Origin of the sequence: Rossellomorea sp. FS2 (assembly GCF_047915635.1) — a bacterium.
Classification (GTDB): domain Bacteria; phylum Bacillota; class Bacilli; order Bacillales; family Bacillaceae_B; genus Rossellomorea; species Rossellomorea marisflavi_A.
In genome coordinates this window covers 78,535-104,981 of sequence record NZ_JBLRVS010000007.1, presented here as the reverse complement: position 1 = coordinate 104,981, position 26,447 = coordinate 78,535, and the positions used below count along the sequence as shown (strand labels likewise).

Annotated in this window: 23 protein-coding genes and 1 pseudogene; 13 read left to right on the top strand and 11 right to left on the bottom strand. The window is 48.3% G+C overall.

All coding sequences use genetic code 11. The annotated features are described in order from the left end of the window. Positions 1–78 precede the first annotated feature (78 nt). Entirely contained in the window at positions 79–498 is a 420-nt protein-coding gene (locus tag ACNA6I_RS19940) for a hypothetical protein (protein WP_416314038.1), read from the top strand. A gap of 85 nt (positions 499–583) precedes the next feature. Here the strand turns inward: ACNA6I_RS19940 and ACNA6I_RS19935 are convergent, their stop codons facing one another. Together ACNA6I_RS19935 and ACNA6I_RS19930 are read right to left on the bottom strand one after the other, a co-directional pair. Further along, positions 584–1,621 carry a LysM peptidoglycan-binding domain-containing protein gene (locus ACNA6I_RS19935; RefSeq protein WP_416314037.1) on the bottom strand — a complete coding sequence of 346 codons (1,038 nt, stop codon included), beginning with the start codon at positions 1,619–1,621 and terminating at the stop codon, positions 584–586. Positions 1,622–1,764: 143 nt separating this feature from the next. Then, positions 1,765–2,568, bottom strand: coding sequence for a polysaccharide deacetylase family protein (locus ACNA6I_RS19930; RefSeq protein WP_416314036.1), 804 nt, complete (start codon positions 2,566–2,568; stop codon positions 1,765–1,767). 259 nt (positions 2,569–2,827) lie between these two features. Between ACNA6I_RS19930 and ACNA6I_RS19925 the strand changes: the two genes are divergently transcribed. From ACNA6I_RS19925 to ACNA6I_RS19895, 7 genes and pseudogenes are all read left to right on the top strand, one after another. Beyond that, complete coding sequence (locus ACNA6I_RS19925) at positions 2,828–3,121, top strand: hypothetical protein (protein ID WP_416314035.1); 294 nt, start codon at positions 2,828–2,830, stop codon at positions 3,119–3,121. Further along, positions 3,118–4,308: an EndoU domain-containing protein gene (locus tag ACNA6I_RS19920; protein ID WP_416314034.1), complete on the top strand. Its 1,191-nt coding sequence runs from the start codon at positions 3,118–3,120 to the stop codon at positions 4,306–4,308. Before ACNA6I_RS19925 ends, ACNA6I_RS19920 begins: the two co-directional genes overlap by 4 nt. A 16-nt stretch (positions 4,309–4,324) precedes the next feature. Beyond that, a complete protein-coding gene (locus ACNA6I_RS19915; RefSeq protein ID WP_159130139.1) occupies positions 4,325–4,654 on the top strand; it encodes a tRNA-Val4 in 330 nt (109 codons plus the stop codon). Between the two features lie 750 nt (positions 4,655–5,404). Next, on the top strand, positions 5,405–11,623 hold the full coding sequence (locus ACNA6I_RS19910) for a SpaA isopeptide-forming pilin-related protein (protein WP_416314033.1): 6,219 nt from the start codon (positions 5,405–5,407) through the stop codon (positions 11,621–11,623). 23 nt (positions 11,624–11,646) lie between these two features. Beyond that, a complete protein-coding gene (locus tag ACNA6I_RS19905; RefSeq protein ID WP_159130137.1) occupies positions 11,647–12,228 on the top strand; it encodes a class D sortase in 582 nt (193 codons plus the stop codon). A 315-nt stretch (positions 12,229–12,543) separates the two neighbouring features. Further along, positions 12,544–13,490: pseudogene (locus tag ACNA6I_RS19900) on the top strand (IS1595 family transposase). Positions 13,491–13,539: 49 nt separating this feature from the next. Further along, complete coding sequence (locus ACNA6I_RS19895) at positions 13,540–13,989, top strand: DUF1569 domain-containing protein (protein WP_416314032.1); 450 nt, start codon at positions 13,540–13,542, stop codon at positions 13,987–13,989. Between the two features lie 118 nt (positions 13,990–14,107). Here the strand turns inward: ACNA6I_RS19895 and ACNA6I_RS19890 are convergent, their stop codons facing one another. Further along, a complete protein-coding gene (locus ACNA6I_RS19890) occupies positions 14,108–14,683 on the bottom strand; it encodes a hypothetical protein (protein ID WP_048012465.1) in 576 nt (191 codons plus the stop codon). A gap of 302 nt (positions 14,684–14,985) precedes the next feature. Here ACNA6I_RS19890 and ACNA6I_RS19885 point away from each other — a divergent pair, with 302 nt between their 5' ends. After that, entirely contained in the window at positions 14,986–15,606 is a 621-nt protein-coding gene (locus ACNA6I_RS19885; protein ID WP_079514432.1) for a hypothetical protein, read from the top strand. A 158-nt stretch (positions 15,607–15,764) separates the two neighbouring features. Here the strand turns inward: ACNA6I_RS19885 and ACNA6I_RS19880 are convergent, their stop codons facing one another. The 3 genes from ACNA6I_RS19880 to ACNA6I_RS19870 all read right to left on the bottom strand — a co-directional run bounded on the left by ACNA6I_RS19880 (position 15,765) and on the right by ACNA6I_RS19870 (position 17,360). Then, positions 15,765–16,010, bottom strand: coding sequence for a hypothetical protein (locus ACNA6I_RS19880; protein WP_048012464.1), 246 nt, complete (start codon positions 16,008–16,010; stop codon positions 15,765–15,767). A gap of 214 nt (positions 16,011–16,224) precedes the next feature. Continuing rightward, the gene (locus ACNA6I_RS19875; RefSeq protein WP_416314031.1) at positions 16,225–16,410 is read right to left on the bottom strand and encodes a hypothetical protein; all 186 of its coding nucleotides are present in this window, start codon (positions 16,408–16,410) and stop codon (positions 16,225–16,227) included. Positions 16,411–16,481: 71 nt separating this feature from the next. Continuing rightward, positions 16,482–17,360 carry an alpha/beta fold hydrolase gene (locus ACNA6I_RS19870; protein WP_416314030.1) on the bottom strand — a complete coding sequence of 293 codons (879 nt, stop codon included), beginning with the start codon at positions 17,358–17,360 and terminating at the stop codon, positions 16,482–16,484. 181 nt (positions 17,361–17,541) lie between these two features. On the opposite strand from ACNA6I_RS19870, the gene ACNA6I_RS19865 reads away from it, so the two are divergent. Together ACNA6I_RS19865 and ACNA6I_RS19860 are read left to right on the top strand one after the other, a co-directional pair. After that, positions 17,542–18,699 (top strand): transglutaminase-like domain-containing protein, encoded by a 1,158-nt coding sequence (locus ACNA6I_RS19865; RefSeq protein WP_416314029.1) that lies wholly within the window; start codon positions 17,542–17,544, stop codon positions 18,697–18,699. A 262-nt stretch (positions 18,700–18,961) separates the two neighbouring features. Then, positions 18,962–19,369 (top strand): hypothetical protein, encoded by a 408-nt coding sequence (locus tag ACNA6I_RS19860; protein ID WP_053072179.1) that lies wholly within the window; start codon positions 18,962–18,964, stop codon positions 19,367–19,369. Positions 19,370–19,483: 114 nt separating this feature from the next. Here the strand turns inward: ACNA6I_RS19860 and ACNA6I_RS19855 are convergent, their stop codons facing one another. The 5 genes from ACNA6I_RS19855 to ACNA6I_RS19835 all read right to left on the bottom strand — a co-directional run bounded on the left by ACNA6I_RS19855 (position 19,484) and on the right by ACNA6I_RS19835 (position 24,260). Beyond that, complete coding sequence (locus ACNA6I_RS19855) at positions 19,484–19,801, bottom strand: hypothetical protein (protein WP_048012459.1); 318 nt, start codon at positions 19,799–19,801, stop codon at positions 19,484–19,486. After that, positions 19,783–21,114: an acyclic terpene utilization AtuA family protein gene (locus tag ACNA6I_RS19850; RefSeq protein WP_416314028.1), complete on the bottom strand. Its 1,332-nt coding sequence runs from the start codon at positions 21,112–21,114 to the stop codon at positions 19,783–19,785. Before ACNA6I_RS19850 ends, ACNA6I_RS19855 begins: the two co-directional genes overlap by 19 nt. 17 nt (positions 21,115–21,131) lie before the next feature. Further along, the gene (locus ACNA6I_RS19845; RefSeq protein ID WP_416314027.1) at positions 21,132–22,427 is read right to left on the bottom strand and encodes a CitMHS family transporter; all 1,296 of its coding nucleotides are present in this window, start codon (positions 22,425–22,427) and stop codon (positions 21,132–21,134) included. Between the two features lie 225 nt (positions 22,428–22,652). Beyond that, on the bottom strand, positions 22,653–24,011 hold the full coding sequence (locus ACNA6I_RS19840) for a sigma-54 interaction domain-containing protein (RefSeq protein ID WP_053072493.1): 1,359 nt from the start codon (positions 24,009–24,011) through the stop codon (positions 22,653–22,655). Positions 24,012–24,089: 78 nt separating this feature from the next. Further along, positions 24,090–24,260, bottom strand: coding sequence for a hypothetical protein (locus tag ACNA6I_RS19835; RefSeq protein ID WP_187427033.1), 171 nt, complete (start codon positions 24,258–24,260; stop codon positions 24,090–24,092). A gap of 220 nt (positions 24,261–24,480) precedes the next feature. Here ACNA6I_RS19835 and ACNA6I_RS19830 point away from each other — a divergent pair, with 220 nt between their 5' ends. Beyond that, the gene (locus tag ACNA6I_RS19830; protein WP_416314026.1) at positions 24,481–25,128 is read left to right on the top strand and encodes an SDR family oxidoreductase; all 648 of its coding nucleotides are present in this window, start codon (positions 24,481–24,483) and stop codon (positions 25,126–25,128) included. Between the two features lie 539 nt (positions 25,129–25,667). Beyond that, positions 25,668–26,444 (top strand): NUDIX domain-containing protein, encoded by a 777-nt coding sequence (locus ACNA6I_RS19825; RefSeq protein WP_148794640.1) that lies wholly within the window; start codon positions 25,668–25,670, stop codon positions 26,442–26,444. Positions 26,445–26,447 lie beyond the last annotated feature (3 nt).

The following is a 26,447-nucleotide window of genomic DNA, read 5'->3' as shown; positions in this document are numbered from 1 at the left end:
GGAACTTGTGGTGTGGTAAGAGTGGGATACCAATAGTCTCGTTTAAAAGGGGGGATGCGTGTGCTGGATGAAACACTTATGAAGAGAAATAAAGCCAGGGTTAAGATCAACAGCATCCTTAAGAATTGTACTCATTCTATTACTCTTATTGAAACTGAGTTTACCAAGACCGGTCGATTAAGTCATGCCATCATGGACAGCCTCTTCGACAAGACCTTACAGGATGTGAGAACGGATAAGGAGTTTGATTTTCTTACACCAAGTGATATCCAAAAACTGATGAAGCAAGAGTTGAAGCAATGGTTGAAAGTGGGAAGGGTAGGGGGTACAGATCATTTGCCGGCCGATCTATCTGTAGGGGCTAACAGGTCAACTGCCTTGGCTACAGGGAAGTGGTCACTTAGAGAGGTTGGAGCGCTGATCACGGTCGTCCTCCTCATCATGGCGCTGATATTCCATGACGGGGTGAATCAACTGGTCATGCTTATCGGTGGATAGGTCGAAACGCAGAAATCGTTAAAAAGAGAGTGGTCCCAATGTCGGTTGGACCACTCTCTTTCGATTATTATGAAAATCGCGATAACTAAAAGATTGACACACATCTCTCATAATACCTCGTCCGCTCTTCCAACCCTCTGGTTCCTCCGTTGACCTTCAGCGTGACCTGACGCACCGTTGGGTTGGTATCACAAAGGGCGTTCATATTGTTCAGTTCCCACCAGAAGCCCGCGCTTTGCCATGGATAATGCTCGGCAACGTAATAGACTCCCTGGTTGACGATTTCCGGGTCGCCGACGGACTGTGAAAAGAGGGTGTAGTTATAGCGCCCGGTGAGCTGGATGTACCCTCCGCCTTTGAACTTCGGCCCGTCACCCGGGTAAATGTTCCCGAGATCCTGCCTGCCTTCGTATGCCCAGCCGTCAGCGATTTCGGCTGTATAGCGGCCGGCGCCGGACTCGTGGCTGCACTGGCTCAGGAAATGGCATAAGCGGGATTTGGTTGTGATCTGGAAGCGCTCCAGGCAGAGATTCAGATCAGCGAGGATGCTGTCAGATAGATAATTGTAGGACCAGCCGATCGCGTTCAGCTGACTAGCTGTCACGCGCACCGGTGTGTCGCCATTCCCTCCATTGTCATACACCTGAAGGACCTGCCCGATCTGGATGCGGCTCGGGTCGGCAATGCCATTAAGACTCATGATTTCAACGAGGGTCATGCCGAAGCGCCGTGCAATGCTGTAGAGGGTATCGCCGGCTCGGACGACATAGGTGGTGAGCTCGGGAGCGGGTTCCCCGCTGTTGTCATACACCTGAAGGACTTGTCCCACTTGGATGCGGCTCGGATCGGTGATGCGATTGAGGCTCATGATTTCATCAAGGGTCATCCCGAAACGCCCCGCAATGCTGTAGAGCGTGTCCCCGGCTTTGACCGTATAGGTCGTAAGGGGACGATCGGATTCCGGAGTGGCGCTGACGACGAGTACCTGCCCGACGTGGATGGTATCCGTCGGCAGCCCATTCCATTCCTTCAGTTGGGCTACGGTCACATCGAACCGCCTTGCAATGCTATACAAGGTATCTCCAGACTGGACGATGTAGGTGGTCGAGAGTAAGGTGATCATGATATGCATTCATTCCTTTACATGTATTCAGTCAGGGGACTGTATTCTATAAAGGGGAGAAAGCTCGGAAAAACACAACCTGGGAAGTAACTTGTTAGAATGAAAACGAACCGAACGGACTGCCTCCGTTCGGTTCGTTCAATTTACCCCTCACTTGCCACATAAGCATGACACCGTCCCTCACAATGAAACGTCACCGGCTGCATCTCTTCGGTCAAAATACCCGTTTTGTATCCTTTATCCCTGATGAAAGTAAGAAGTTCAGGCAAATAATCAATAAGCTCTGGCCGGTCATGCAGGAGGACGACCGGTGCTTCCCCTGCCGCAATCATATGCTCGATCCGTTCCATCGTGTGCTGGATAAACCGCTCATCCTTCAGCTCCCAGTCACGGCTGTCGATGTCCCAGTCCCAAATGCGGAACCCCTTTTGTGACAGATTCCCGCGCATTTCCACCGTCAGGTAAGGAACGCTCCCATAGGGCAGGCGGATGAGAGAGGACTTCACCCCCGTCTGTTCCTCAAGGATGGCTTGCGCTTCCACCATTTCATGAAGCGGTGCCAGAGGTGCGCTATAGATTTCCTCTGTTTGATGAGAAGTACCATGAAGGGCAAGGCCGAATCCCTCCTCCTTCATCCGCTTGACGACCTCGGAATTCTTCTCCATATGGGGCCCGAGCATGAAGAAGGTGGCTTTCATATTGAATTCATTCAAGATATCAAGAAGACGACCCGACTCCTCAGACGGACCGTCGTCAAATGTCAGGTAAAGATCACTTATTTCAAGAATGGGTTTTTCTTCTACCACACCAGCAGAAGCCGACTTCACAGGTTTCTGCGACTCTTCCTTACCATTTCCCCCCAGGAAGAAGAACAGAGCCGCGGTCAAGGCAACCAAAAGCCCCACCGCAATCTTTCCCCTTCGATTCAATCGTCTGCGCCGAGCCATTGCACTTCCTCCTAAGCTTTCAAAATATATGTAAATCCTCAAGGATCATCTGGTTGTCTACTATCTTCACAACAGGGGACGGTTGAACCGGGTCATCCTTCTCCGTCGTTTCTCACCTTATATTACCAGAATAAAACCTTTTATGGAAAATAAAAACTGAATTTTCGGTGGGATTCAATTGGTAGTGATTTTCCAGTAGAATAGAATTGGAAGAATACTGTAAAAGGGAGGGCTTGTTATCTTAGACGTCTTAAAAGAAGTGGAACGTGAGCTGAAGCGGAGTAAATATTTAGCCGAAGCGGCGGCCCTGACCAATAATCTTGAGAATGTTAGGGAAGCTCTCATAGAATTTGAAGACAGTGCGGGGCTCTTTCGCCAGACTAATCAGACTTATTCCAGTGAATGGAGCGGTAAAACCCGACAAGCATATGATTCGTTAGTGGAAGAATTGAACCAGACGGAGCAGATTGTGTATGATGTTCATAGGGAACTCATGGCTGAAATAAATAGCGAAATCGATCGGCTCTTTGAGAAAGTGAGGGAGCTGAAATGACAGAGATCAAAGTCGATCCTGATCAGTTAAAGGAATTGGCCGATGGCATCCAGAAATCAGAAGACAAGGTGGACGATGCCCTGGGTAAACTGAGTTGGACGTTCAGCTCTTTCCTCGTTGGTATCACTCAGGCTAATACTGGGCGAATCAAGGACGTACAAGCAGAGCTTGAACACCACATGAAGAAATACCAATCCAAACTCGATGAACTCCAAGAGGGCGTCATGCTCACACGGGCTCAAATCCTGGAAGCAGACAAAAATGGCTGGGATAAAACCGGAGAGTTTGGACTCGAACTCTTAGGCGTATACGATGCAGAACGGATCTTCGCCGAATACGACCCCGTCACCGGCAAAAAAATCACCGGTTGGCAGCGCGCCATGGCCACCGGAATGACCCTTGCCACCCTGTTCCCACCAGCCAAAGGCGTGGTTCTCCTAGGGAAAATGGGAGTAAAGGGCCTGAAAGCTCTTAAACTCATCGAGAACGGAGCCGAGGTAATCAAACAAACCAAAAACGTCCTCAACCCCGCCGTCCTCAAGAAAATGGCACAAGCCAGCTACAACATCGTTATTAAGGAACCAATTGCTAAAACATCGGCATATTTGAAGCAGACTGCGGAAAATGTGAAGAACATTGAACTCAGCTTAAACTTTAATGTATTTGGCCAACTAAATAGATTTGATCCGGTGTTGGAGGGCGTTGGTCATGTACCAGGGAAGACGGTTGGAGAGATAACCGAGGGAATTGGTAAGTCAGCCCGTGAGATAGTTGGGAAGGCTAAGGATACGATTGTACGGTTTAGTGGGAAGGGGAAATATAATAATCAAACAATGAAACATATTTATCACGGTGAAATTAATAGACGTGGAAAAGCAGTAGGATATCATCATGAGAGCATGAGGGGTGGAAAGATTATTCAAGGGAGTGAAAGTATCCCTGATAAAAATGGCGTTTATCGAGCTAAAGTTGATATTGATGGGGTTGAGAAAGTAGCCAAATCGACCTTCTTCCCAAAGGAATGGAATCGTGTTGATGTTCTAAAAGCTATAGATGAAGCTTTTGATAATAAAAAACAAGTAGGGCCTAATAAGTTTAAAGGCGTAACATCTTCAGGAATAAAAATAGAAATGTACTTGAATAAAGATGGCTCAATAGCTACAGCTTATCCATTGTATAAAAAATAATAAAGGACGCGGATATATGAAGTACTTATATGAATTTAAGGAAGATCCATTTGGTGATCTAATGCTCGTGTTACCAGAGGAATTAAGTGTTTTTTCGGATTTCATTCAAGATATTACATCAGAAGAAGAAGCCGATGAGTATATAGGGTATGTTAAGAATGTTCTTGAAGGGATAAATGAAAACTTTGAAATCACATTAAATGCTACAAGTGTAATGATCAAAAAAGACTTCACAATTGCTGAACATCATTACCGAATTGATGAACATTGTGAGAATAAAATTGAAACAGAGGAATTTCTAGATTTGCTGATAATATGGAAAGAGAAGATTCTAGAGATATTTTAAAGTTGATGTTAGATATAACTTACTATAGAAGTTAATAACATTTTGTAAATATATTTATTGAAATTGGGAACCTTGATTGGCTAACGCCATTCGAGGTTTTTTTGTTGTGAGCTGTTTTGGAGAAAGGTATGTAAAAAACATGGTTGTGTAAGAAACCTTATCGAGGTGAAGGCAGCCATTTGGCAGTTTTCATAGATTCGTCTCCTTTTATTCTTGAAATTTCCCGTGTAAGGCTTGTACTTATATCCTTTGCCTCGAAAACTCCTCATTTCCCCCATATCAAACTCCCATTTATATTCCAACAAAAATCAATCCACAAACAACATTGACAATACGGATAACCGGATGGTAGCATCTAGTTAATTCTTTATAAAGAACAAAATGAGGTGATTTATGTTCTTTTTATCGTATTTTGTCGGGTGGCTCGTCTGTATTTGTTGATTGTTTAGGAGTTTTGAGAGCTTTTGTTGAGTCCATTGACTTGTTTTTGAAGGCGTTTATAAGATGGATGTTGATGATTTTTGGATGGTGGGTTCCTGATGTGCGTACAGATCACTCGCTTGGATCATATTGCCGCCTTTCCCGTCTGCTTTCGGAAAAGCGGTCAGCACGAATACATATTCCTGAAGAACCATGCTCTGATCAAACCTATTTTTCTACTCGTTTGAATGCTCATCCGCTCAGGTGATGTCCACGTCACGTCCTGATTGTTGGCAAGAAAGGAAAATTACACAAAAAAGGATGGGGAAGATGAAAAGAAGCTTATCCGTTTCACTGATTGTCATGCTCATACTCCAGACATTGGCCACAGGGATCTTTTCACCTAGAGCGCAGGCACAAGGAACAGCAGAGGATCTCTTTCAAACGGTCGAATATCTGACCGATGGGGGAGAATCCGTACAGAACGATGGGACACAGAACATTACCAGCATGAACATCCATTGGACCCTCAAGGGTTCAACGGTTACAGCCGATCAACCTTATCACAAAGAAATCCCGGAACCGCTTAAGGTGGAAGCAGCCCAGGGAGGGGAGCTTCTCGCCGGTGATGAGGCCATCGGTCGATATACGGCTGATGGGGAAGGCCTGAACGTAGTGTTCAATGAAGCGGCAGCCGAGCATCCTGAAGCGGAAGGGGAAATCTCCATTTCCGTTGTGAGTGAAGTAGAGGAAGTGGAACCTCCTGCGGAAGAAGAAACGGAGACACCTGTGAACGAAGAGGTGAAGGAGCCTGAAGCTGAGGCCCCCGCCGAAGAGGATGCGGTGAAAGAGGAGACGGTCGAGGACGAGACCGCTGAAGCCGATGCACCGGCCAAAGAGGAAGTGAAAGAAGAGGACGAGAAAGAAAAGAAAGAAGATGTGAAGAAAAGCGCGGCCGTGGATGGGATCATCACAGAAAACATCCTCACCAAAGCGACCCTTTCCTTCGAAGACCGCCAAGGCAATCCACAGGATAAGCCGACCGTCGACTCTCTTGTGTCGGTGAAGTACGAATGGGCCCTGAAGAATGGTCATGGCTATAAGGGTGGGGACGTGTTCAAGTTCAACATGCCACCGGAGCTGAAGATCTATGATGAGATCGTCCGTTCCGAGATGCGGTTCAATGATGAGATTGTCGGCTATTTCTCCGTGAACAAGCAGGGAGAAGCAACCGTCGAGTTCACGGACTTTATCGAGCAGTTTTCGAACATCAAAGGAACGCTGGAAGTATGGACCGAGCTTGATAAAGAGACCGTCGTGACGGAAGACAAGACGATTGTCATCACGCCAATCGAGGGTCAGGAATCCATTACAATCGAGATCGACTATCCATCAAAAGGCGCTGATGTCAGCAAGAAAGGGGAGCCGAATCGCGCCTATAATGCCGAAACGATCAAGTGGACGGTCGATTTTAATAAGAATCTTGGAGATTTGAAGAATGCGAGACTCGAAGATCCGATCCGGGAGGGTCAGGAGCTGAAGGAAGGCTCGATCAAGCTCTATCATCTCGAGACGAAGCTGAACGGAGAAACGACCCTGGGATCAGAAGTATCACCGGGTGACTATACGATCGGGAAGACGGCAGGCGGTCAGGATTTCGCCATTGACTTCAATGATGATATTCATCTTGCCTACCGCCTCGTATACGAAACGAATGTGACGGACGAGGATCAAACCGACTTCAAGAATAAGGCGACCTTGATCTCCGATGGCGGGGAGAAATCGGCAGAAGCCACTGTGAAGGTACAGAGGGGACAGCCGCTCCAGAAGCGTGTCGTTGGATATGATGCAGCCAAGCAGCTCATCACGTGGGAAGTCCGTTATAACTATAACCAAAAGAACATCGCCCAAAAGGATGCCGTCCTCGAGGATTTCTTCAATGGATCACAGGAACTGCTCAAGGACACCTTGACGGTCAATGAAATCACGATCAATGAGAACGGAAATGAATCCGGCAGCACCCCGTTCACGAACTACGACGTGGTGGACAAATCCGATGGGAACCGCAGTGGGTTCACCCTTCAATTCAAGCAAGATATCGATGCTGCCTACAAGATCACCTATCAAACGAAAGCCATCGACCGCGTCTATGAAAATGAAAACATCGTCAATGAGGTGACGACGGGTGAAATCAGGAAGGATGCAGGCCAGACGATCGGCCAGCAGATCCTATTCAAGCACCACGGCTCACCGAATTACAAAGACAAAACGATCCCATGGACGATCAACTTCAACCTGGATGAGCAACTCATGAAGAATGTCGTCCTCAAGGATGATTTCACGAATAAGGGTCTCACGTTCAAACGGGATACATTGAAGATCGAGACCAAAGGGAAAACCCTCGTCGAAGGGACGGACTATACCCTCGAAGAAGTGGAGGATGGCTTTGAAATCGTCTTCCTGAAGGATATCAACACCTCACATCGCATCACCTATACGACCGCCTTCGATTACGAGAAGAGAGCGGATATAGGGAAAAAGTATCTGGAGAACAAAGCCGAACTGTTCTGGAAGGATGAGCAGGGGAAAGACCGGACATTGGAGGCCATCTCCCGGTTCACCCCGGATTCCTATACCCAGTTCAACGGCTTCAAGAACGGGTCCTATAATGCCGTCGATAAGCTCCTGACTTGGAATGTCGGCGTGAACTATAACCTGAAGCAGCTCGATCAGCTCCGCGTGGTCGATTACATGCAGGGGAATCAGAAGCTCGTGGAGGATTCCATCGCAGTGTACCGGATGGATCTCACAGGTGGAGGCAACGGCACGAAGGACGGTGAACGAGTGCCGGCGAGCGAGTATACCGTCAAGATGATCGATAACGACAAGGGGGAGCAGGGCTTCGAGATCATCTTCAAAAACCCGGTCGACTCTCCATACAAGATCACGTACAAGACTAGTGTGAAGGATGTTGGCCTCGTCCAGGCATCCTATAAGAATACAGCCACGGTCTACAATGGAGAGAAGAAGGAAACCGATCTCAATGCCTCCGTGTCGATTCCGAACGGAGACACGTATACAGCCAAGTCAGGCAAGCAGAACGGCAAGGTCATCGACTGGAAGATCAACATCAACTTCGGTCAGTCCACCGTTCAAAAAGCAAAGATCCTTGATACCCCAAGTCCGAACCAGATGCTGATCAAGGATTCCTTCAAGCTTTACTCCACGACCGTGGAAGCGAACGGGAACGTGAAGAAGAAGGAGGAGCTGACGGAAGGAAAGGATTACGTCCTGACGCTCAAGGAGGACCCGGATTCCTTCACGATCGACTTCAAGGAAGAAGTATCCACCCCTTACATCCTCGAGTATCAATCACTCATCCTGGAGAAGGTCGGTGGGAAGGTCAGCAACACCGTCGACTTCAAAGGTGAAAATGCCAGGGAAGATGTGAAGAAAGGCGAAGCATCGATCATTGTGCAGCGGACCGGAGGAAAAGGTGACGGAAGCGGGGAAGTCGGTGGCCTTCAGGTGAAGAAGGTCGACAAAGAGACCGGGGATGTGTTGAAAGGCGCGACCTTCTCCCTTAAAGATCCGGTTAGCGGCGTCACCATCGCCACTGCCACGTCGGATGAAGACGGGATCGCCACATTCAACCGACTGCTCTATGGCGACTATACCCTCATGGAAGAATCGGCTCCGGACGGCTATCTGAAGGGCTTTGAGTCCAAGGAAGTGACCATAGATCAGCCGTACGACCCGAAAGATGATGCCAAGCCGGGCAATACGATCACCGTGGATAACACCAAGATCAAGCAGCAGGTGGAATTGACCAAGATCGATGAAGAAACGAAGTCCGTCCTCCCGGGCGCTGTCTTCGATCTGAAGAACAGCAATGGCGAAGTGGTCAGGTCCGACCTGAAAACGGATGAATCCGGAAAGATCGTCGTGAAGGATCTTGAACCGGGTACCTACACATTCGTTGAGACACAGGCGCCTGAAGGATACAAAGGATCAGGCAAAGAATATGAGGTCACCATCAAGAAGGACCAAACCGAATCCACCACCATCACCGTGACCAATGACATCATCAGAGGCGGCGTCGAGTTGACGAAGGTGAGTGAAGATGGAACCACACTCAAGGATGCCGTCTTCAAGCTTGTCGGGGTGGACGTGGATGAGCGTAGAGACAATCTGACAACCGATGAGGATGGAAAGCTGGTCATCATTGACCTTAGACCAGGAAGCTATGAACTGATTGAGACACAAGCACCAAAGGGGCATGATCTGAAAAGTGAGCTGCTCACATTCGAGATCGTCAAAGGCCAAACGGAGCACCTGAAGCTGACGTTTGAAAATGACCAGACGACGGGATCTGTCCGGATCCTCAAAGTAGGAGAAGAAGGGAAGAAGCTTGAAGGTGTCACCTTCGACCTTCAAAAAGAAAATGGAGAAGAGCTTCGTAAAGGACTCACCACGGATGCAAACGGAATCCTGCTCGTGGAAGATCTGAAGCCGGGGAATTACAAGCTCGTGGAGAAACAGACGCTGGATGGTTATCTCGTGGGCAAAGATCCCGTACATCCGTTCACCATCCAGCTTGGACAGGAAAAAACGCTTGAAATCACCATCACCAACGATCTGAAACGCGGAACCGTGGAACTCACAAAGCTGGGTGAGGACAAGGAAAAGCTCGCAGATGCCGTCTTCAAGCTCCTTGATGCCAACGGCAAGGAAGTGAAGACCGACCTGAAGACCGATGAGTCCGGCATCATCACCGTGACCGACCTGCTGCCGGGTACGTATTCGTTCGTGGAAACCGCAGCACCTAAGGGGCATGTACTCGATGAAACCCCTCTGACCTTTGCGATTCCATTCAATCCGCAGGAACCGTTGAAGATTACGAAGGAAAATGAGCGTTCCACCAGCTCCGTTGTTTTGGAGAAAATGGGAGAGGACGACAAGCTCCTTGAGGGTGTCACCTTCGACCTTGTCCGCGAGAACGGTGAGCCGGTCCAAGGCGGAACAGGATTGAAGACGAACGCCGAAGGAAGGATTCAATTCGATGGCCTGAAACCAGGGAACTATCAGTTCATCGAAACGGCAAGCATCGATGGCTATGTCCTTGGAACCGGCCCGATTTCATTCGAGATCAAGCTTGGGCAGGAAACGGCAACCAAGGTGAAGGCCATCAATGTGCTGAAGACCGGCTCGGTCCAGCTGCAAAAAGTCGGGGAAGAGAAAGAAGCACTGGAAGGAGCGGAATTCACACTCCTAAATAAAGAAACAGGCGAAGAATGGAAGGGATTGACCACGGATGAAGACGGCATCATCACCGTCGACAACCTGAAGCCTGGTCACTACCAGTTCATCGAAACCAAGGCCCCGTTCGGCCACGTACTTGATGAAACGCCGGTGGACGTGGAAGTGGTCTTCGACCCGGATCAAGAACTCCCTGCCACTGTCACCATGGAAAACGAACGTGCCACAGGGTCCGTCATCCTGACGAAAAAAGGGGAAGAGGGCAACACACTTGAAGGCGTGAAGTTCGATCTGTGGAGAACGGACGGGACTTTGATCGCAGAGAATCTGACCACCGATGAGAATGGCGTGCTCAAAGTCGATGACCTGAAGCCGGGCAGCTATCAGTTCGTGGAAACGGAAACGCTCGCAGGCTATGACCTCCCATCTGAGCCGATCCCATTTGAGATCGAGCTTGGCCAAGAGACTGCACTGAACGTAGAGGTCATCAATGACCTGACAACAGGCTCCGTACTATTGACGAAGATCGATGAGGAAGGCTACCTCCTTGAGGGCGCCCTGTTCGACCTGACCGACGGAGAAGGGAACGTCTTGGCAAAGGATCTCGAGACGGATGAAGACGGTGAACTCTTCATCGACGGACTGAAGCCGGGCAACTACCAGCTGATCGAGACACAGGCACCGTACGGATATGAGCTCGATGACGAACCGATTCCATTCGAAATCGTTAAGGGTCAACAAGAAACCCTCGAGATCGTCTTCGAAAATCTCATGATCCTTGGAAACCTGAAAATCCTGAAAGTCGACAGCCAAACCGATCGTAAGCTGCAAGGAGCGGAGTTCGACATACTCGATGAAAACGGAGAAATCCTCCTGTCCGTCGCCACGGATGAAGAGGGCGAAGCCTATATAGAAGGTCTGGTGCCAGGCACCTACAGCCTGGTGGAAACCAAAGCACCGGACGGCTATGTCGCATCGGATGAGCCGATTCCATTCACAGTGGAAGTAGGGCAAGAAGGCGTGATCACCATCGTGGTCAAAAACGATGCCAAAGAAAAGCCGCCTGTACCAGAAGAACCGGAAAAACCGACAACACCGACCAAGCCATCCGGCCCATCCGAACCTGCAAGCGGGACCCCGATGGACTCAACCCCATCCGGCACACCGAAAAACACCCTGCCGTACACCGGTGAAGAGTGGATGCGCTACCTCATGTACGCAGGTCTCCTGTTCATCTCGGCAGGAACGATCGTCATCACGGCCAGAAGGAAACGCGGAATCGAAGAGTGATCTGACTAGTGGAGGATGAGCCCATGAAGAAAAAAACAAAGGCAGGACTGTCCCTTGTACTGATCGGACTCATCCTGCTCTCCATCCCATTCGTGTATGAATGGCAAAAGGATAAAGAAGTAGCCGCTCTGGAAGAGGCCCTTTCCCTTATCGAACGGGCAGAAGGAGAACCGGTCGATCTCTCAAGTGTCCGGAACTTATCGGTGTCAGAGGATCAGCTGAAGGATGTCCTGGAACTCGAAATCCCGGCCATCGACCTGAAGGAAAAGGTCCTGCCCGAACCGACCCAAGAAAACCTCAGCATCGCCCTAACCCAGATCAAATCGGACCAAACCCCCGGCAAAGGCAACTTCACCATCGCCGGGCACAGGGGGTACAGGGGAGACCGTCACTTCCGCCAGCTTCCTGAAGTCGAAGCCGGCGAAAAGGTCCTCCTCCACCAGGGCAGCACCACATACGAATACATCATCGACAGCACCACCATCATCGATCCCACCGACACCCACGTCCTGGACGATCAACCAAACAAAAATCAAATCACCCTCGTCACCTGCACCCTCGACGGCACCCAACGGATTATTCTGACGGGTACTTTGGTTGGGTGATGAGGGAAAGGTAAGTAATTAAAGCTCCCTGTATAAGGGAGCTTTTTTGAGGAGTAAAACAAAAAATTTACCGTGACATAGTGGAACAAGGAAAAGGCGCCTTTCTTTGCAGCTCCATAATTGCAATTTATTTGACCGCAGAACATTTTTTAGGGTGTGATGATCCAGTCGTGCCTAAGCTATTTTTAACAAGGCTATGTTAAAGACTGTTGTTAATAATTGAATTTTTAGAACATTCGTTCTGCAATGAGGGTAACAACTAAAGGCTGGTGATGAAAATGAGAACGACAGATATTCTAAACAGAAAAACAAGGACTGCGAGCATTTCTCATAGATGCTCTCACTGCCTCATCTTCAACAGGAAACACTTTACAAGAGTTTTCTGAACGGCAAATAAACAGGGGTATACCTGCCGTCACTGCCTAATAAAACAACGTTATCGCTGTAAAACCTGTACTGCCAGTTTTACTTGTTTAACCAACACTGCCCTCAATAGAAACCTTTATCTGAACAAATGGATTAAATTTATTGAATGTATGATTAATGGATATTCCCTTCGTAATTAAGTCGAGCTGCTCCAAGGGGTAACCCACCTCACGTTGTTTTACTGGAGACATAAATTATTATCAGCGTTGAAACAAATTTAAGTATCAAATTTTCAAGGTATCGTTGAAAATGGACGAGACCTATTTACTATACTCTGAAAAAGGGCAGAAGAAAATCGTTGGCAGAAAACCTCGTAAACGTGGTGGAGAAGCAAAAAAACGTGGCATCAGCAAGCAACAGGTATGTGTATTAGTAGCAATAGACCGTGACAAAAATACAGCTTCGACAACTCGTGGTGTAGGGAGAATAAAAAAAGAGCAGATAGATAGAAGCATTGGTCAAAAATTGTCATCTCAAAATGTATTATGTACAGACTCCTGTCGAGAGTTCAGAACCTACGCTACTGACAAATGTATGGCCATTTATCAATTCAAATCAGACGGAAAGGTCCGCACAAAGGGTCTTTATCATATTCAAAACGTCAACAGTTATCACAGTAAACTGAAAAGATGGATACAGCGATTTAACGGCGTGGCAACTAAGTACCTTTATAACTACCTTGCAAAGTATCCAACATCAACTTAACGAAGTTACGGTCAATGATATGATAATTAAAAGAGGATTTAATTCTAATTGTTGAAACATTTGATAAACTGAGGTTATTTAAATTCACAATAAGCATACTCTTTATTCAACTAACGGAGCAGTATAGATGAACAATTAATTAGGGATATGTGGTAACAAATATGCAAAGGGGGCACAAAAATGAAGGATATTTTTAATCAGTCGCACGCAGAAGAAATTCTAAATAGAATCAACAATTTAAGCCCAAATTCCAAACCACAATGGGGCACTATGGATGTTGCAAAAATGCTGGCACATTGTTCATCCTTTCAAGACATTGCAATGGGAAACACTTTTCCTTCGAAAGGTTTATTAGGGAGATTAATTGGGAAGTTTGTGAAACCAATTTTTTATAATGACAAGCCATTACCCCGAAATATGTCCACAATCCCTACAATTTTGATTGTAGATGAAAGAGAATTTGATACAGAAAAGGAGAAATTAAAACAAAAAATTATAAATTTTCAAAATAAGGGTACTCAAGAGTGTGCAAATCACCCACATCCTTTTTTCGGGAAACTTACTTCTGAGCAATGGGGAAAAGGAATTTATAAGCACCTTGACCATCATTTAAAACAATTTGGAGTTTAGTAAACCAAAGAAAACACTTACAAAAAATAGAAGTGTTTTTGTCATAATAAAAAACAACATTAAGCTTTAACAAAGCCTTTAACAAAAAAAGACCTCCGCTAAATTAAAAGGTCTTCACTCATTTCTTTTGTCTGACAGGCAGGGGGGCGGACTGCCCGATCAAGGTGGGAACAGTGATTTCTTTTTCCTCCTCAGAGGAAGGGGGAAGGGCACTGATTCGCATATCAATGGCCTCCTCGATGGTGTCGGCCTGCTCAAGATACAAAAAGTCCTTCAGGACGGGGATTTCGTCCGAGTACTGCAGCTCGGGTGGAAGGGGGAGCAGGTCGGCTGCCTGGGAGAAATGGGTGTTGATGGTTTCCTGCGCCGACAGGACGGCTGCTTCATTGGCCCTTGAGATCTTCAGTCCGTTATAGATCGTCGGAATGATGACGATGGTGAAGGTGATGAACGGATACGAGCTGAGGGCGATGTCCATTGTATGGAAGAATTTCGCATGAAGGGAAATCCAGAGCATATCGAGTACAGGTAATAAGACGAAATAAAACAGTGACAGGATGCCGATCGTCCACAGTAACAAGAACAGAATCCCCGTCATGCGCCGCCTCTTCACAATGATCGCCTCGCAGTGCTCGACCTCTTTCAGGAGGTACTCGACTTCCTCCAGCCTTTCAAGTGCTTCTTCCCGGTTCACGAAAATCCCCTCCTTTAAGAACGAACAGAGTAATTAGTATTCTTTCCCCGGTCCTTATATAAACGAAACCTTCTCTTCCATCTTTTTGAAGGGGTTTTTGGGATATTTAGGATGGGTACTTATTCTGAAAGTGATGGGCAGATCAGCAGCAATAAGCGTTTAAGTACAGGTAGTTTTCCATGTAAGAATGCATCGTAGTAAAGCGCTGAAATCATCCCAAAGTCCCTATTTACAAACCTATCCAGAATCTCTAGAATGGTCAATGTGTGTAAAATGCAACCAAAAATAGGGAGTGAAGGAATGTGAAGAAATTAGCGGTGGGCATGCTTGTTCTAGCTCTATTGCTGGCGGGATGCTCGTCATCTGACAGCAGCGGGAAAGCAGATACAAAGAAAGATGAAAAGGAAGAAAAAGTAGTGAAAAAGGGTCTTTTGAACGTGGAAATTACATTGCCGGCTGAGTTCACCGAAGGGCAAGATGTCGATGATATGATAAAACAGGCGAAGGAAGAAGGCGTGAAGGAAGTCAAGAAGAACGATGACGGCTCCCTGACATACGTCATGTCCAAAGCTGATCATAAAAAGATGATGAAAGAAATGGCTAAGGGTATGGAAGAGTCGATTGATGAAGCAAAGGACGGCTTTGAGTCCATCGAAGATATCACCTACAATAAGGACTTCACTGAATTCACCATGCTGGTAACGGATGAGGAATCCTACAAAAACAGCATGGATGCATTTGCCTCCATCACAGTAGGGATGACGGGGATGATGTACCAGGTATTTGACGGGAAGGACCGTGACAAGATCAAGATCAAAGTAGCCGTCGAGGATAAATCGACAGGCAAGCAGTTTGATGAAATCATTTATCCAGATGCGATGGATGATTTAAAAGAAGAAGCTGAAGCGGGTACAGAGGAATAAGCAAAGTAGTGCCTAAAAAGTGCCCTGTAGGAAAGACGTGAATAGTCTCCCTACAGGGCACTTTTTGTTTGATGACAATGAACACCTATACACTTTTTGATAAGGAGAAAATCCAGCAAAAAGGCCACCGCACATATCGCGGTGACCTACTCGTGTTTTTACTGCCCAAACACCCGGTTATTATAATTACTTGCTGCAACGGCTCCCCAGATCATACACACGATGTGTGTGAAGAAGAGGCCGATACCGAATGTCAGGAATCCGACCACGAATTCGATGGCAATCATGATGAGGGCTCCTGCTACGGTGGAGTAGAGCATTCCTAGAGATCCGAAGAAGAAGGTGAGGACGAGGGAGAGTCCGACGCTTTTGCGCGGGACGGCAATGACTGTGCGTTCACTCATAAGAGGTGGCTCCTTTCTTGGTACATACAGATTTTTATAGATATGTATAATGGCATGATATAAAATACCTATCTATTATCTAACCGCATTCTGGGTATTTTTTCAAGGGGGGTGACAAAAAAAGTTCAGTCGGCTGCAACAAGGACTCCCTATGCTTATTGAAGCAGGTACGGGAATAAAATAAAACGGCGGTACAGGGACCGCCGTTTCATGATTATAGCTTGATCTTGGGAGCGAGGGGCTGAAGGAAACATCCGGTCGTGACGCCAAGGACGATGCCCATGACGATCCGTAGGACCATATCCTCGAATATGGGAGCAAATACAACGAGGCCGATGGTCATACCGATGACCATGCCGGCTACGTAGAGCAGGACTGGGTTCAGTCTTTGTTTATTCAAGGGGTGACTCCTTCCCATCGTTTGAATCGTACGTCACGTATTTCCAAATTGGTGACAACAGCCCTTTGGAGTCAGTCCTTCTTCAAGAACGCCCTCATATAGGCATTTACTTCTTCAGGCTTCTCGTGCTGCGGCGCATGTCCGACACCTTCGAAGCGGTGGATGGTCAGATCGCTCACATAGTCTCCGAGGCCATCGAGATTACTGTTTTCAAAGGCGGAATCAGCGTCTCCCCAAAGGATGAGCGTCGGTGCGTTAAACATGTCATGCTTCAGGTCAAGAGGCTTTTGCACATGCTCTTCGAACGGGAAGAAGGAGATGGCGCGATAGTAATGAAGCATGGATTTCATGGCATCCGGCTGTGTCCAGGCGTCGACGTATTTGTCTTCGTCGGCTTCGGTCAGATAGCCTTTTTTCTTCCCTGGCTCCGTCATCATCTTCCGTAGACGTCCGGCGTCATTCGCCAGCAGGATCTCATGGGAATCATCCTGTTGGAAGAAGCCCATGTAGCTGCTCGCTTCACGCTGTGCCGGATTGTTGGCAAGCTCCCTGCGGAATGTGTACGGATGTGGCGCATCGAACATGATCAGGTTCTTCACATATTCAGGGTGGGTGTAGGCGAATGTCCAGGCAATGGCACCGCCCCAGTCATGGGCGACAAGGGTACAGTCCTTTTCTCCGAATGCCTCGATCAGCTGTCTGACGTCCTCGACGAGCGTGGACATCTCATAGGACTCGATCCCTTCAGGCTTTTCGGACAGATTGTATCCGCGCATATCCACGGCGACGACGCGGTAGTCCTTCGAGAACTCCTCGAGCTGATGATGCCAGTTGTACCAGAAGTAGGGGAACCCGTGGAGGAACAGCATGAGCTCTCCTTCGCCCTCCGTTACATAGTGCAGGTTGACATCATTTACTTTTACGAATCCATCTTTCAACATATCAATCATCCTCTCAAACGTGTTAGCAGAGAGAAAGATTACGCCTCTTCCATGTGGATATCAACCAACTTGCATTACACTTTACCGAATCGGTAGGGAAGTCCTGCGGAACTTGAAAGAGTTGGGAGGAGAATGGGAAGAAATCTGGAATGGTAACGTATAAGGATACTGTAAAGGGACTGATGAAAAGATGAAGAGTTTCCATGTTCGTTATGCGTATAAAAATTCAGTGTGCCCGACACTCTCCCTTTGGATGGTGATTCCTTCAGGTGCAGTAGTGACAGGGGAGCAACCCAAGACGGTGACTGCCCTTCCCACGGGCGAAGAGCTTGGTTATTTTGTTCTTGAAGAAGGGACGGAAATGGAAGTCACCTTTGAGCAAGGCGAATACACGCCGGATCAACAGGAGCTGTCTGCTGGGGAGCGTCTGTTTTACCTCAGGGATACGACGCTTTCTTCTATAGATGAGGTGAAGGAGAAGACACAGGAGCTGACGGGTCATTTGACGGATCCGAAGGAAAAAGCACGGGTGATCTTCATGCACATCGTCAAGGGGTTCCGTTACGTTTATCCCCCTTCCGAAAGGGGTGTGGCATCATTTCTTCAGACGGGAAAGGGCGACTGCGGGGAATTCTCCTTCCTGTTTACGGCCATGTGCCGGGCGGCAGGGGTGCCGGCACGGACCATCGTGGGAAGCTGGGCAAACGGAAAGATGAACGCCCATGTCTGGAATGAGTGCTACATTGAAGGGGAGGGATGGATCCCCGTCGATACAAGCATGGCGAATATTCAGAAGCGGCAGCCTCTTCGCTTCTTTGGCAGCGATGTTCCCACGCTGTACTGGGAACGTTATTTTGGAAGGACAGAGGGAAGACGCATCGTCTTCTCAAAAGATGCGGAACTGCCTTTGATGCCTGCTTATGAGGACGAAGAAGATCCTGTCCTATTCAACGTCCTGCCCATCAATGGGCAATCGTTTTGCTGGGGGCAGCAGTCACTCGACGGAGCGGCGCCGTATCTTCAGCCGGTGTACATAAAATTCGATGACAACATACCATACCGGGACATAGGGGTCACAGAGCTATTGGGAACCTGGAAGGTGAAAGGACCCCCATGGTTGGAAGGAACGGTTTATATTAAAAGGGCTTTGTTTTTCATCGGTTTGGTGGGAGTGCTTTTGTCATGGGTCACGGGTGGAGGCATCTTTGACCTCGTGTACACCGGATCGTTCACGGGGTATGCCTTGATCTCACTCGTGAGGAAAGAGCGGGTGATGGCATTTGGGATCGTATTCATTCTGATGGCCGTGTCTTTTGTGGCAGCATGGGGAAAAACAGGGGGAGTGTAAAGGGGTTCTCTTTTTCGGCTGGGGAACCTTTAGAATTCAAAAAGGAACTACCACAACGAAAAAATGTTCTAAGAATTTCCTCCTAGGGATTAAGTAGCTACCGACCTGGGTAAAGATATGAGAAACTTACATAATTAGGGATTTGTGACCGAGATCTGGAGGGCATCAAATCTCACAAACAACATAGAAGGAGTAAGAGAATGGGAAAAAGAGAGATCAAATGTAATGAAACAACAAGACCGGTGCGGAGAGGTGAAGGGAAATGAAGAGATTACCAGAATTTTTATTAGGATTAATCGGAGGGCTTCTCGGAATCTGTATGTCCTTTTTTGGATTATTCTTGGGGTGGGCCTTCTTCGATGAGGGTGACTCGGATGCAGGAATGATCACCGTTTTCTTGACGATCGGTTTCCTTTTGGTGCAGGTTGGGGGACTCGTGGTCGGGTGCCTTGCCAATCGCATGAATAATAAAGTATTCGGTGGAATAATGATTGGAGTGGGAGTCCTTAGTTTTCCTCCATCGATCTTCCTGATGTTCATTCCAGCAGGGCTGTATATTGCCGCCGGTGCCATCGCATTCCGTGAGGTCAAGCCGAAGGAAGATGAGACCCATATTCCGTTTGATAATGAAAAGAAAGTGGCTTTTGAGAAGGAGAATGAATTGATGTAACGGCCGCTTTACGCGAAAGATCCATGACGGGGCGGCCCCGGATGGAGAACCTTCTGGAAAGTTCGTCATGCATGTAAAAGGACCTCACCTGTGACGGGTGGGGTCCTTGTTGTTTCAAGGTCGCTCAATCTCCATTTCCAAGACGGCGCTGCTTATGCTCTTTCCATGCGTATCGAGCGCAATGGATGTGGTCACACCCCCGAGCAGAGCCTGTTCGCATACAAAGTTCAACGCTTTGATAGTGGGTAGTTCGTATCGTGTGATCGACCCTTTCACGATGTGCCGCAGGTGTTCAGCAAAACGTTCAACCGTTGCCTCAGCTTTAAGTAGATCGTAGTCTTCTTCCTTATAGGGAATGAGGGAGAAGTTCAGCGTATTTCCTTTGTCTCCTGTGCGGCTGTGGGCCACTTCGATCAATTTGATTGTTGCCATGAGGATCCCTCCAGTAGCTCAGAATGAGACGTGATCAGGGAGCGGTCCATGAAGGTGGAGACCACTCCGATCACTTCTTCGACCCGCTTGCGTACACCGCCGCCACCGGCTGGACCGTTTGTATAAAGCGCTTCGACTTCATGACCTATCCTGACAGCCTCTTTTCGTGATGGACATAGGGAAGCCACGCGTAGTCGGACCTCGTATGGACGAAAGCCTTCATGTTCACCATGATGGAGAGAGGTCGTACCGATCAAATCGATTTTGACTTCGTCACCCATCCCGCCCAGCCGTTTCTCGAGGATGTCAGCGGCCAGTTGTCCCCGTTCAGTGGCAGTGGAACCTGCATAGGAGATTTCCCCTTCCCCGAGATAGCCGGCATGGTAGCCGAGGGACACCTTTAATGTATCCGGGCGTTTTCGCCCCGTCGCTCCTTGGACCTTGACGGTATCGGGTCCGACTTCTTCAATGATGACCGTGCTGAAGTCCGCCACGCAATCAGGCGTGAAGTAGCTTGTCGGATCATGTACCTCATATAGGAGCTGCTCCTTCACAGTCATGGCGTTTACCACTCCCCCTGTACCCCGCAATTTGGTCAGGATGGCCGTACCATCTTCCTTGACGGAAGCGATGGGGAAGCCGAGATTGTCGAGGTGATCGACGGGTTTATACAATGGATCCGCAAAATACCCTCCCGTCACCTGTCCGGCACATTCCAACAAGTGTCCGACCAGGGTCCCCTGACCTAGGAGCTGGTAATTGGTTTGATCCCATTGGTAGTGATGGATCATGGGGGCGAGGAACAGGGAAGGATCCGCGACCCTGCCTGTCACAATGATGTCTGCTCCTGATTCCAGGGCTGGCAGGATGGCCTCTGCCCCAAGATAGGCGTTCGCGCTTATCAGAGGTGTGTATTCTTCAACAGGCTTTTGAGTTTCATGCACGATGGCATGAGGATTTAGTTTGGACAGAACATCATCGCCAATGACGGCCGCTACCTTACAATCCAGCTCCATTTCCTTTGCTACCTCTTGAATCTTTCTGGCCGCTGCAGTAGGGTTCGCCGCGCCCATATTGGTAATCAGACGAACGTTATGAGAGAGGAGGGAAGGGAGTAGAAGCCGAATTCTTTCTTCCAGATACTCATTGAATCCAAGATCAGGATTCATCCGTTTTTGTCGTTGTGAAAGGGCGATGGTCCGTTCCGCCAAGCCTTCCAAGATCAGATAGTCGATGTTCCCGTTCTCTACAAGGGCAAGTGCAGGCTCGATCCGATCACCTGCAAACCCGGTTCCAGCTCCGATTTTTAGCATAATGAACACTCCTTAATTTACGAAAATGAAAGGGCTCCGGTAATGAATGCGGCAATCGTCATCACGATGGTGGATCCGAATGCCCATAGGAAGATGAAACGCTGATGGTCCCCGAGCTCGACTCGTGCCAATCCGATGAGCAGGAATGTCGCTGCTGTAAGGGGGCTCAATGGAAAGCCAGTGGTCATCTGCCCCAAAATAGCGGCCCTGCCGATGACTTCAGGAGCAATCCCGTATGCGGCTGCCGTTTCACTTAAGACGGGCAGCACACCGAAGTAATACGCATCAGGGGTGAAGACCAGGCTCAGGGGCATGCTGGTAATGGCAACGAAAAGCGCCATAAAGGACCCAGTGCTTTCTGGTATGACACTCACCATGGCAGTCGCCATTGCTTCGATCATCCCCGATCCTGATAGGACGCCGGTGAAGATACCGGCAGCGAAGATGATGGAAACGACAGAGACCATTCCGTTCGCCTGCTCGGTGATACGCTCCTGCTGATCTTTCGGTTTGGGATAATTGCTCAAGAGGGCGACGGCAAAGGCCACCATGAAAATCACCGGAAGCGGTAGCCAAATCTTGATCAGAGCAACAATTGTGATGACCGTAATCAACAGATTGAGCCAGATAAGCTTCGGTCGACGGGTCGTTCGCTCCTCTTCACTCAGTTCAGCATGGAAGTCGTAGTTAAATTCCTTTACACCAACACGCTTGCGCTCTCTCTTCCCGATGATGTAGCTGACGAATAAAACCCAAATCAGTCCTATGCCCATGGCAGGAAGAAGGGGATTGAAGATCAACGACACATCGACCCCTAAGGAACTTGCAGCCCTTGCTGTCGGTCCTCCCCAAGGAACCATATTCATGACGCCACAGCTAAGTGCGGTGACCCCTGTAAGGACGAGTCGGCTCATGCCCAGTCGATCATAGATCGGCAATAAGGCTGGGATTGTAATGAGGAAGGTTGAAGCCCCTGAACCATCCAGATGGGTGGCCATGGCAATGATGGCTGTCCCCATGACAATTTTGAGTGGATCGCCCTTGACCAGTTTCAGGACGTTTGAGATGAACGGGTCAAACAGTCCAGCCCGGTTCATGATGCCGAAGAACAGGATGGCGAACGCCAGCATGATGCCGGTTGGGGCCACACCCGAGATTCCTGCGAGAATCATTTCCCCAAGTTCCGAAATGGACGACGTGAACAGGCCGAACACAATGGGAACCAGTATGAGAGCGACGATGACCGATACTCTTTTAGAAAGGATCAGATAAAGAAACACCGCAATGGTTAAAAACCCGAGTAAAGCCAACATAGTATTCTCCTCCTAATAAAAGCGCTTACAACTATACATGCAACAATTGTGCCAAGACAAAAAGCGCATGAGAATAAGGGGTTCGGATAAGGGGATTTCTAAAAGGTTGGAATTTTATTAAGGCAAAAGGGGAGAAACCTATTGGGGGAAGTGAATTCTAACATCTTGGAAATGCGTTTCTATAAAACTGGAAAACGCACAAACAGTCTGTTTATGCGCGAGCAGTCAGGTGATATTCAATTTTGATAGTTTGTTATAGAGGGAAGCAAGGGAAATACCGAGCTGTTTGGCGGCGGCTTTTTTTCCGATCACAGAGGTACCGGTTTTGTTTAAAACGCTTACAATCACTTCTCTCTCTGTGTCTCTTAAAACGTCTTCAAGTAGTCGAGGGCTGTCTGTTGGACGGTAGCCTGTGGTTGGGCGAATGGTATCTGGAAGATGCTCCACCGATATGGTGCTTCCTTCACACATGCTGATGGCGTAGTGGACGGCATTCTTCAGTTCCCGTATATTCCCCGGCCATTCATATTGGTGAAGTGTGTTCAATGCTTGTGGGGCAACCTGAATCCCCGTGTGCCCCTGCTCTTTAAGGAGTGATGTCAGGATGGCAGGAATATCGTCTTTACGCTTCCTGAGTGGCGGGATGGCCAGTTGGATGGTATTGATCCGATAGAACAAGTCTTCCCTGAACTTTTTGTTCGAGACCATACTGGGCAGGTCTTTATTTGTTGCGGCAATAATCCGTACATCGACCTTTTGTTCTTCAAGACCACCGATTTTACGGAACGTACCTTCTTGAAGTACCCGAAGCAGCTTAGATTGAAGGTCAACCGGCATATCTCCAATTTCATCCAAGAACAGCGTTCCCCCGTGGGCAAGTTCGAACAGGCCGATTTTTCCGTCTTCATTAGAAGAGGTGAAGGCCCCTTTTTCGTACCCGAACAGTTCACTTTCCAATAGCGCACTTGGGATGGCTGCGCAGTTCACTGGGACGAAGGGAGACGAGGAGCGACTGCTGGTATGGTGGATGGATTGGGCTACAAGTTCTTTTCCCGTCCCGGATTCTCCAGTCAGCAGGATGCTCAGGTTCGTGGCGGCGGCTTTCTTTGCCCGTTCGATCATGTTGAGCAGGTCTTTGTTTTGTCCGATGATGTGCGAGAACGTGTAGGTGGCCTGATGAATCCTTCCGAACGCCTGCTTCAACTGTTGTACCCTTTTCCGACTTCGCTTTAATTCCTCAGAAAGCTGATAGACCTCCGGAATGCTCTTGCACACCGATACTGCCCCGACGACCTCGTCATCCTTGATGATCGGAGCCATGTCTACTACATATTCCATGGATTTTTCTTTGCGAAAGACACCTTCCCTGGCTCGTCCATCTTTTAAGACCTGAGGGAGCTTGGCACTGGGACGTACCTGTATTAATGGTTTTCCGATGATTTGTTCTCGTTTGACTCCTGTTATCTGTGTATATTCCTCATTGATCAATTGAACGGTTCCACTCCGGTCAATGACCAGTATTCCGTCATGGATGGCTTCTATAACGCCTTCTAGCCAGTCCACCATCTGATTCTGTGAAAGCATGGAATCCCCCATTTGTTTTTTCTGATAATTTAAATTATATGGTATGTAAGGGGATTATACCACCGCTCACTAATCAATCTATTTCAGCTTGGTGGTGTCTCGCACTTTAATGGATACCACTTCTCCGCATCCGGCACAGATCGTGAAGATCTTCTCCGTCCCCACGCTCATTCTTTTATGAAGAGGTCGAAGATTGATGAAGTCCGTTGCCTTGATGAATTCAGTTCCGTTGCATTCTTTGCATGTCATGAACATCTCCTCCTTATACCAATCATACGGTAACAGGAAGTATTTGGTTTCGTTTTGAGTGAAAGTAGAATCGTTCCTTTTACCTGTTTTTAGTAGGTTTCTAGTTCTCAATGTCGTCACAGGGGATATGGACGGAGAGAGTCGTGACGTTTGATGGAGAAATAAAGGGGAATAGATAGGATATGAACATATTCAGTAAAGTACATTATGGAGGGATATCATGAACGTCTTAGTAATCGGAGCAAACGGACAAGTAGGAACCCAGGTGATCGAACAGCTGAAGGAGTTGGATCATCAATCCGTTGCCCTTGTGAGAAAAGAAGAACAGATCAAAGATCTCGAATCAGCAGGTGCTGATAAAGTCGTACTGGGGGATCTTGAAGAAGATTTCTCCCATGCGTTCGATAATGTGGATGCCGTCGTCTTCGCGGCCGGATCAGGCGGAAGCACAGGCGCTGACAAAACGATGCTCATCGACCTGTGGGGTGCCGTCAAAGCGGTGAACTACGCAGAGAAACATGACGTGAAACACTTCGTCATGCTGAGCGCGACCGACAGTCTTGACCCGGATTCAGAGAGCGACAAAATGAAACCATACGCCGTTGCCAAGCATATGGCCGACGACTATCTGCAAAAATCGTCGCTCGCCTACACAACCGTCCACCCCGGACCATTGAAAAATGATGAACCAACAGGGAAGGTCGACGTGAAGGCAGAGCTGACCGGTGACCCGGGAAGCTATGAGATTCCTCGTGGTGACGTGGCTCGTGTTCTTGTAGGAGCGATCGGGAAGGACAATCTGAAGAAGAAATCCGTGTTCATTAAGAGCGGCGATCATTCTGTAGAGGATGCATTGAGCGGGATTTAATTGGATACATGTTTGACGGAAGCAGGGGATGAATTCCTCTGCTTTTTTTATTTGGTTTGGAGTGGGGGGAGGGAGATGGGGGGAGTCGCAAATAATCGCTGATGGTCGATGATAACCTTATTAGTTCATATGTATCTTATTTTTTATACAAATAGAGGGATGGCAGAAAAATGAGTTCGCAAATAGAATTGGATTTTTCGCAGATAAATTTCAAAAACGCGCAAGTAAATTTTTGATTTTCGCAAATAAATGAAGGGAATGGGGGTGGGGGAGGTACTGAGAGAGCTTAAAAATGGTCGATTTCAATCAAAATGAGCTAGTTTTAAAGGATTTCGGTGCTCTGGAGGCGGAATCAATGATTGGAACTCATGGTAAATGGCCTCCGTTCGCAAATACCCGTACCATTTCGCTAGGATACAAAAAATGTAGCAAATAGAGTGCCAGACTGCGTGCCACACCAAAAAAACACTTGCCAAATCCTCCCTCCACAGCGTACACTATTATTAATTAACAAATTGCAAATTAAAAAGGAGTCTGTCATGAACCACACTACATCCTCACACACCAACCAGCCATCCTTCACCACTCCGGACGGATACACGAGCGACATTGCGGTGTTCACCATCGACCTCCATTATCCGGAGGAACATAAGCCGCCGGTTCCGACGCTGAAGATCCTGCTCATCCAAAGGGCAGAGTCCAATCTTGAAGGGGAACCGAATATCGAAGCCGGGAAGTGGGCGCTGCCAGGTGGTTTCGTCCGGCCGCAGGAGACGGCGGCTGAAGCGGCGATCCGCGAACTAAAGGAGGAGGCGGGGGTCGATCGCATCCATCTGAAGCATTTTGCCGTGTACGATGCGCCGGGTCGTGATCCCCGTGGGTGGATCCTCTCGAATGCATTCTATGCGATTGTGAAGGCAGGATACCTGGCTGGCCGGACAGCCTCAGAAGACGCAGCGGAGGTGGAGCTGTTCACGTGGGAGGAAGCGCTGGAGCTGGATCTTGCGTTTGATCACCGTGACATGCTGAATGATGCCTTCCGGATGATTCAGGGGGAGATGCTGCAGACGACGGTGGCGAAAGAGTTTTTGCCCGAGGCATTCACGCTGTCGGAGCTGAGGAGCCTTCTTCTTCTCATGACGGATGACCCGGGGATTGCCAATGTGTCGGCATTCAACCGCGATGCACCGAAGTACCCGTTCCTGGAGCCTGTCACGGATAGGGAAGGAAATGTGAAGACCACAACGAGGACGGCGAAGCGGGCGACGCGATTGTTCCGCTTCAGGGGAGAGGCACCTGCACCATCAATCTATTAATCT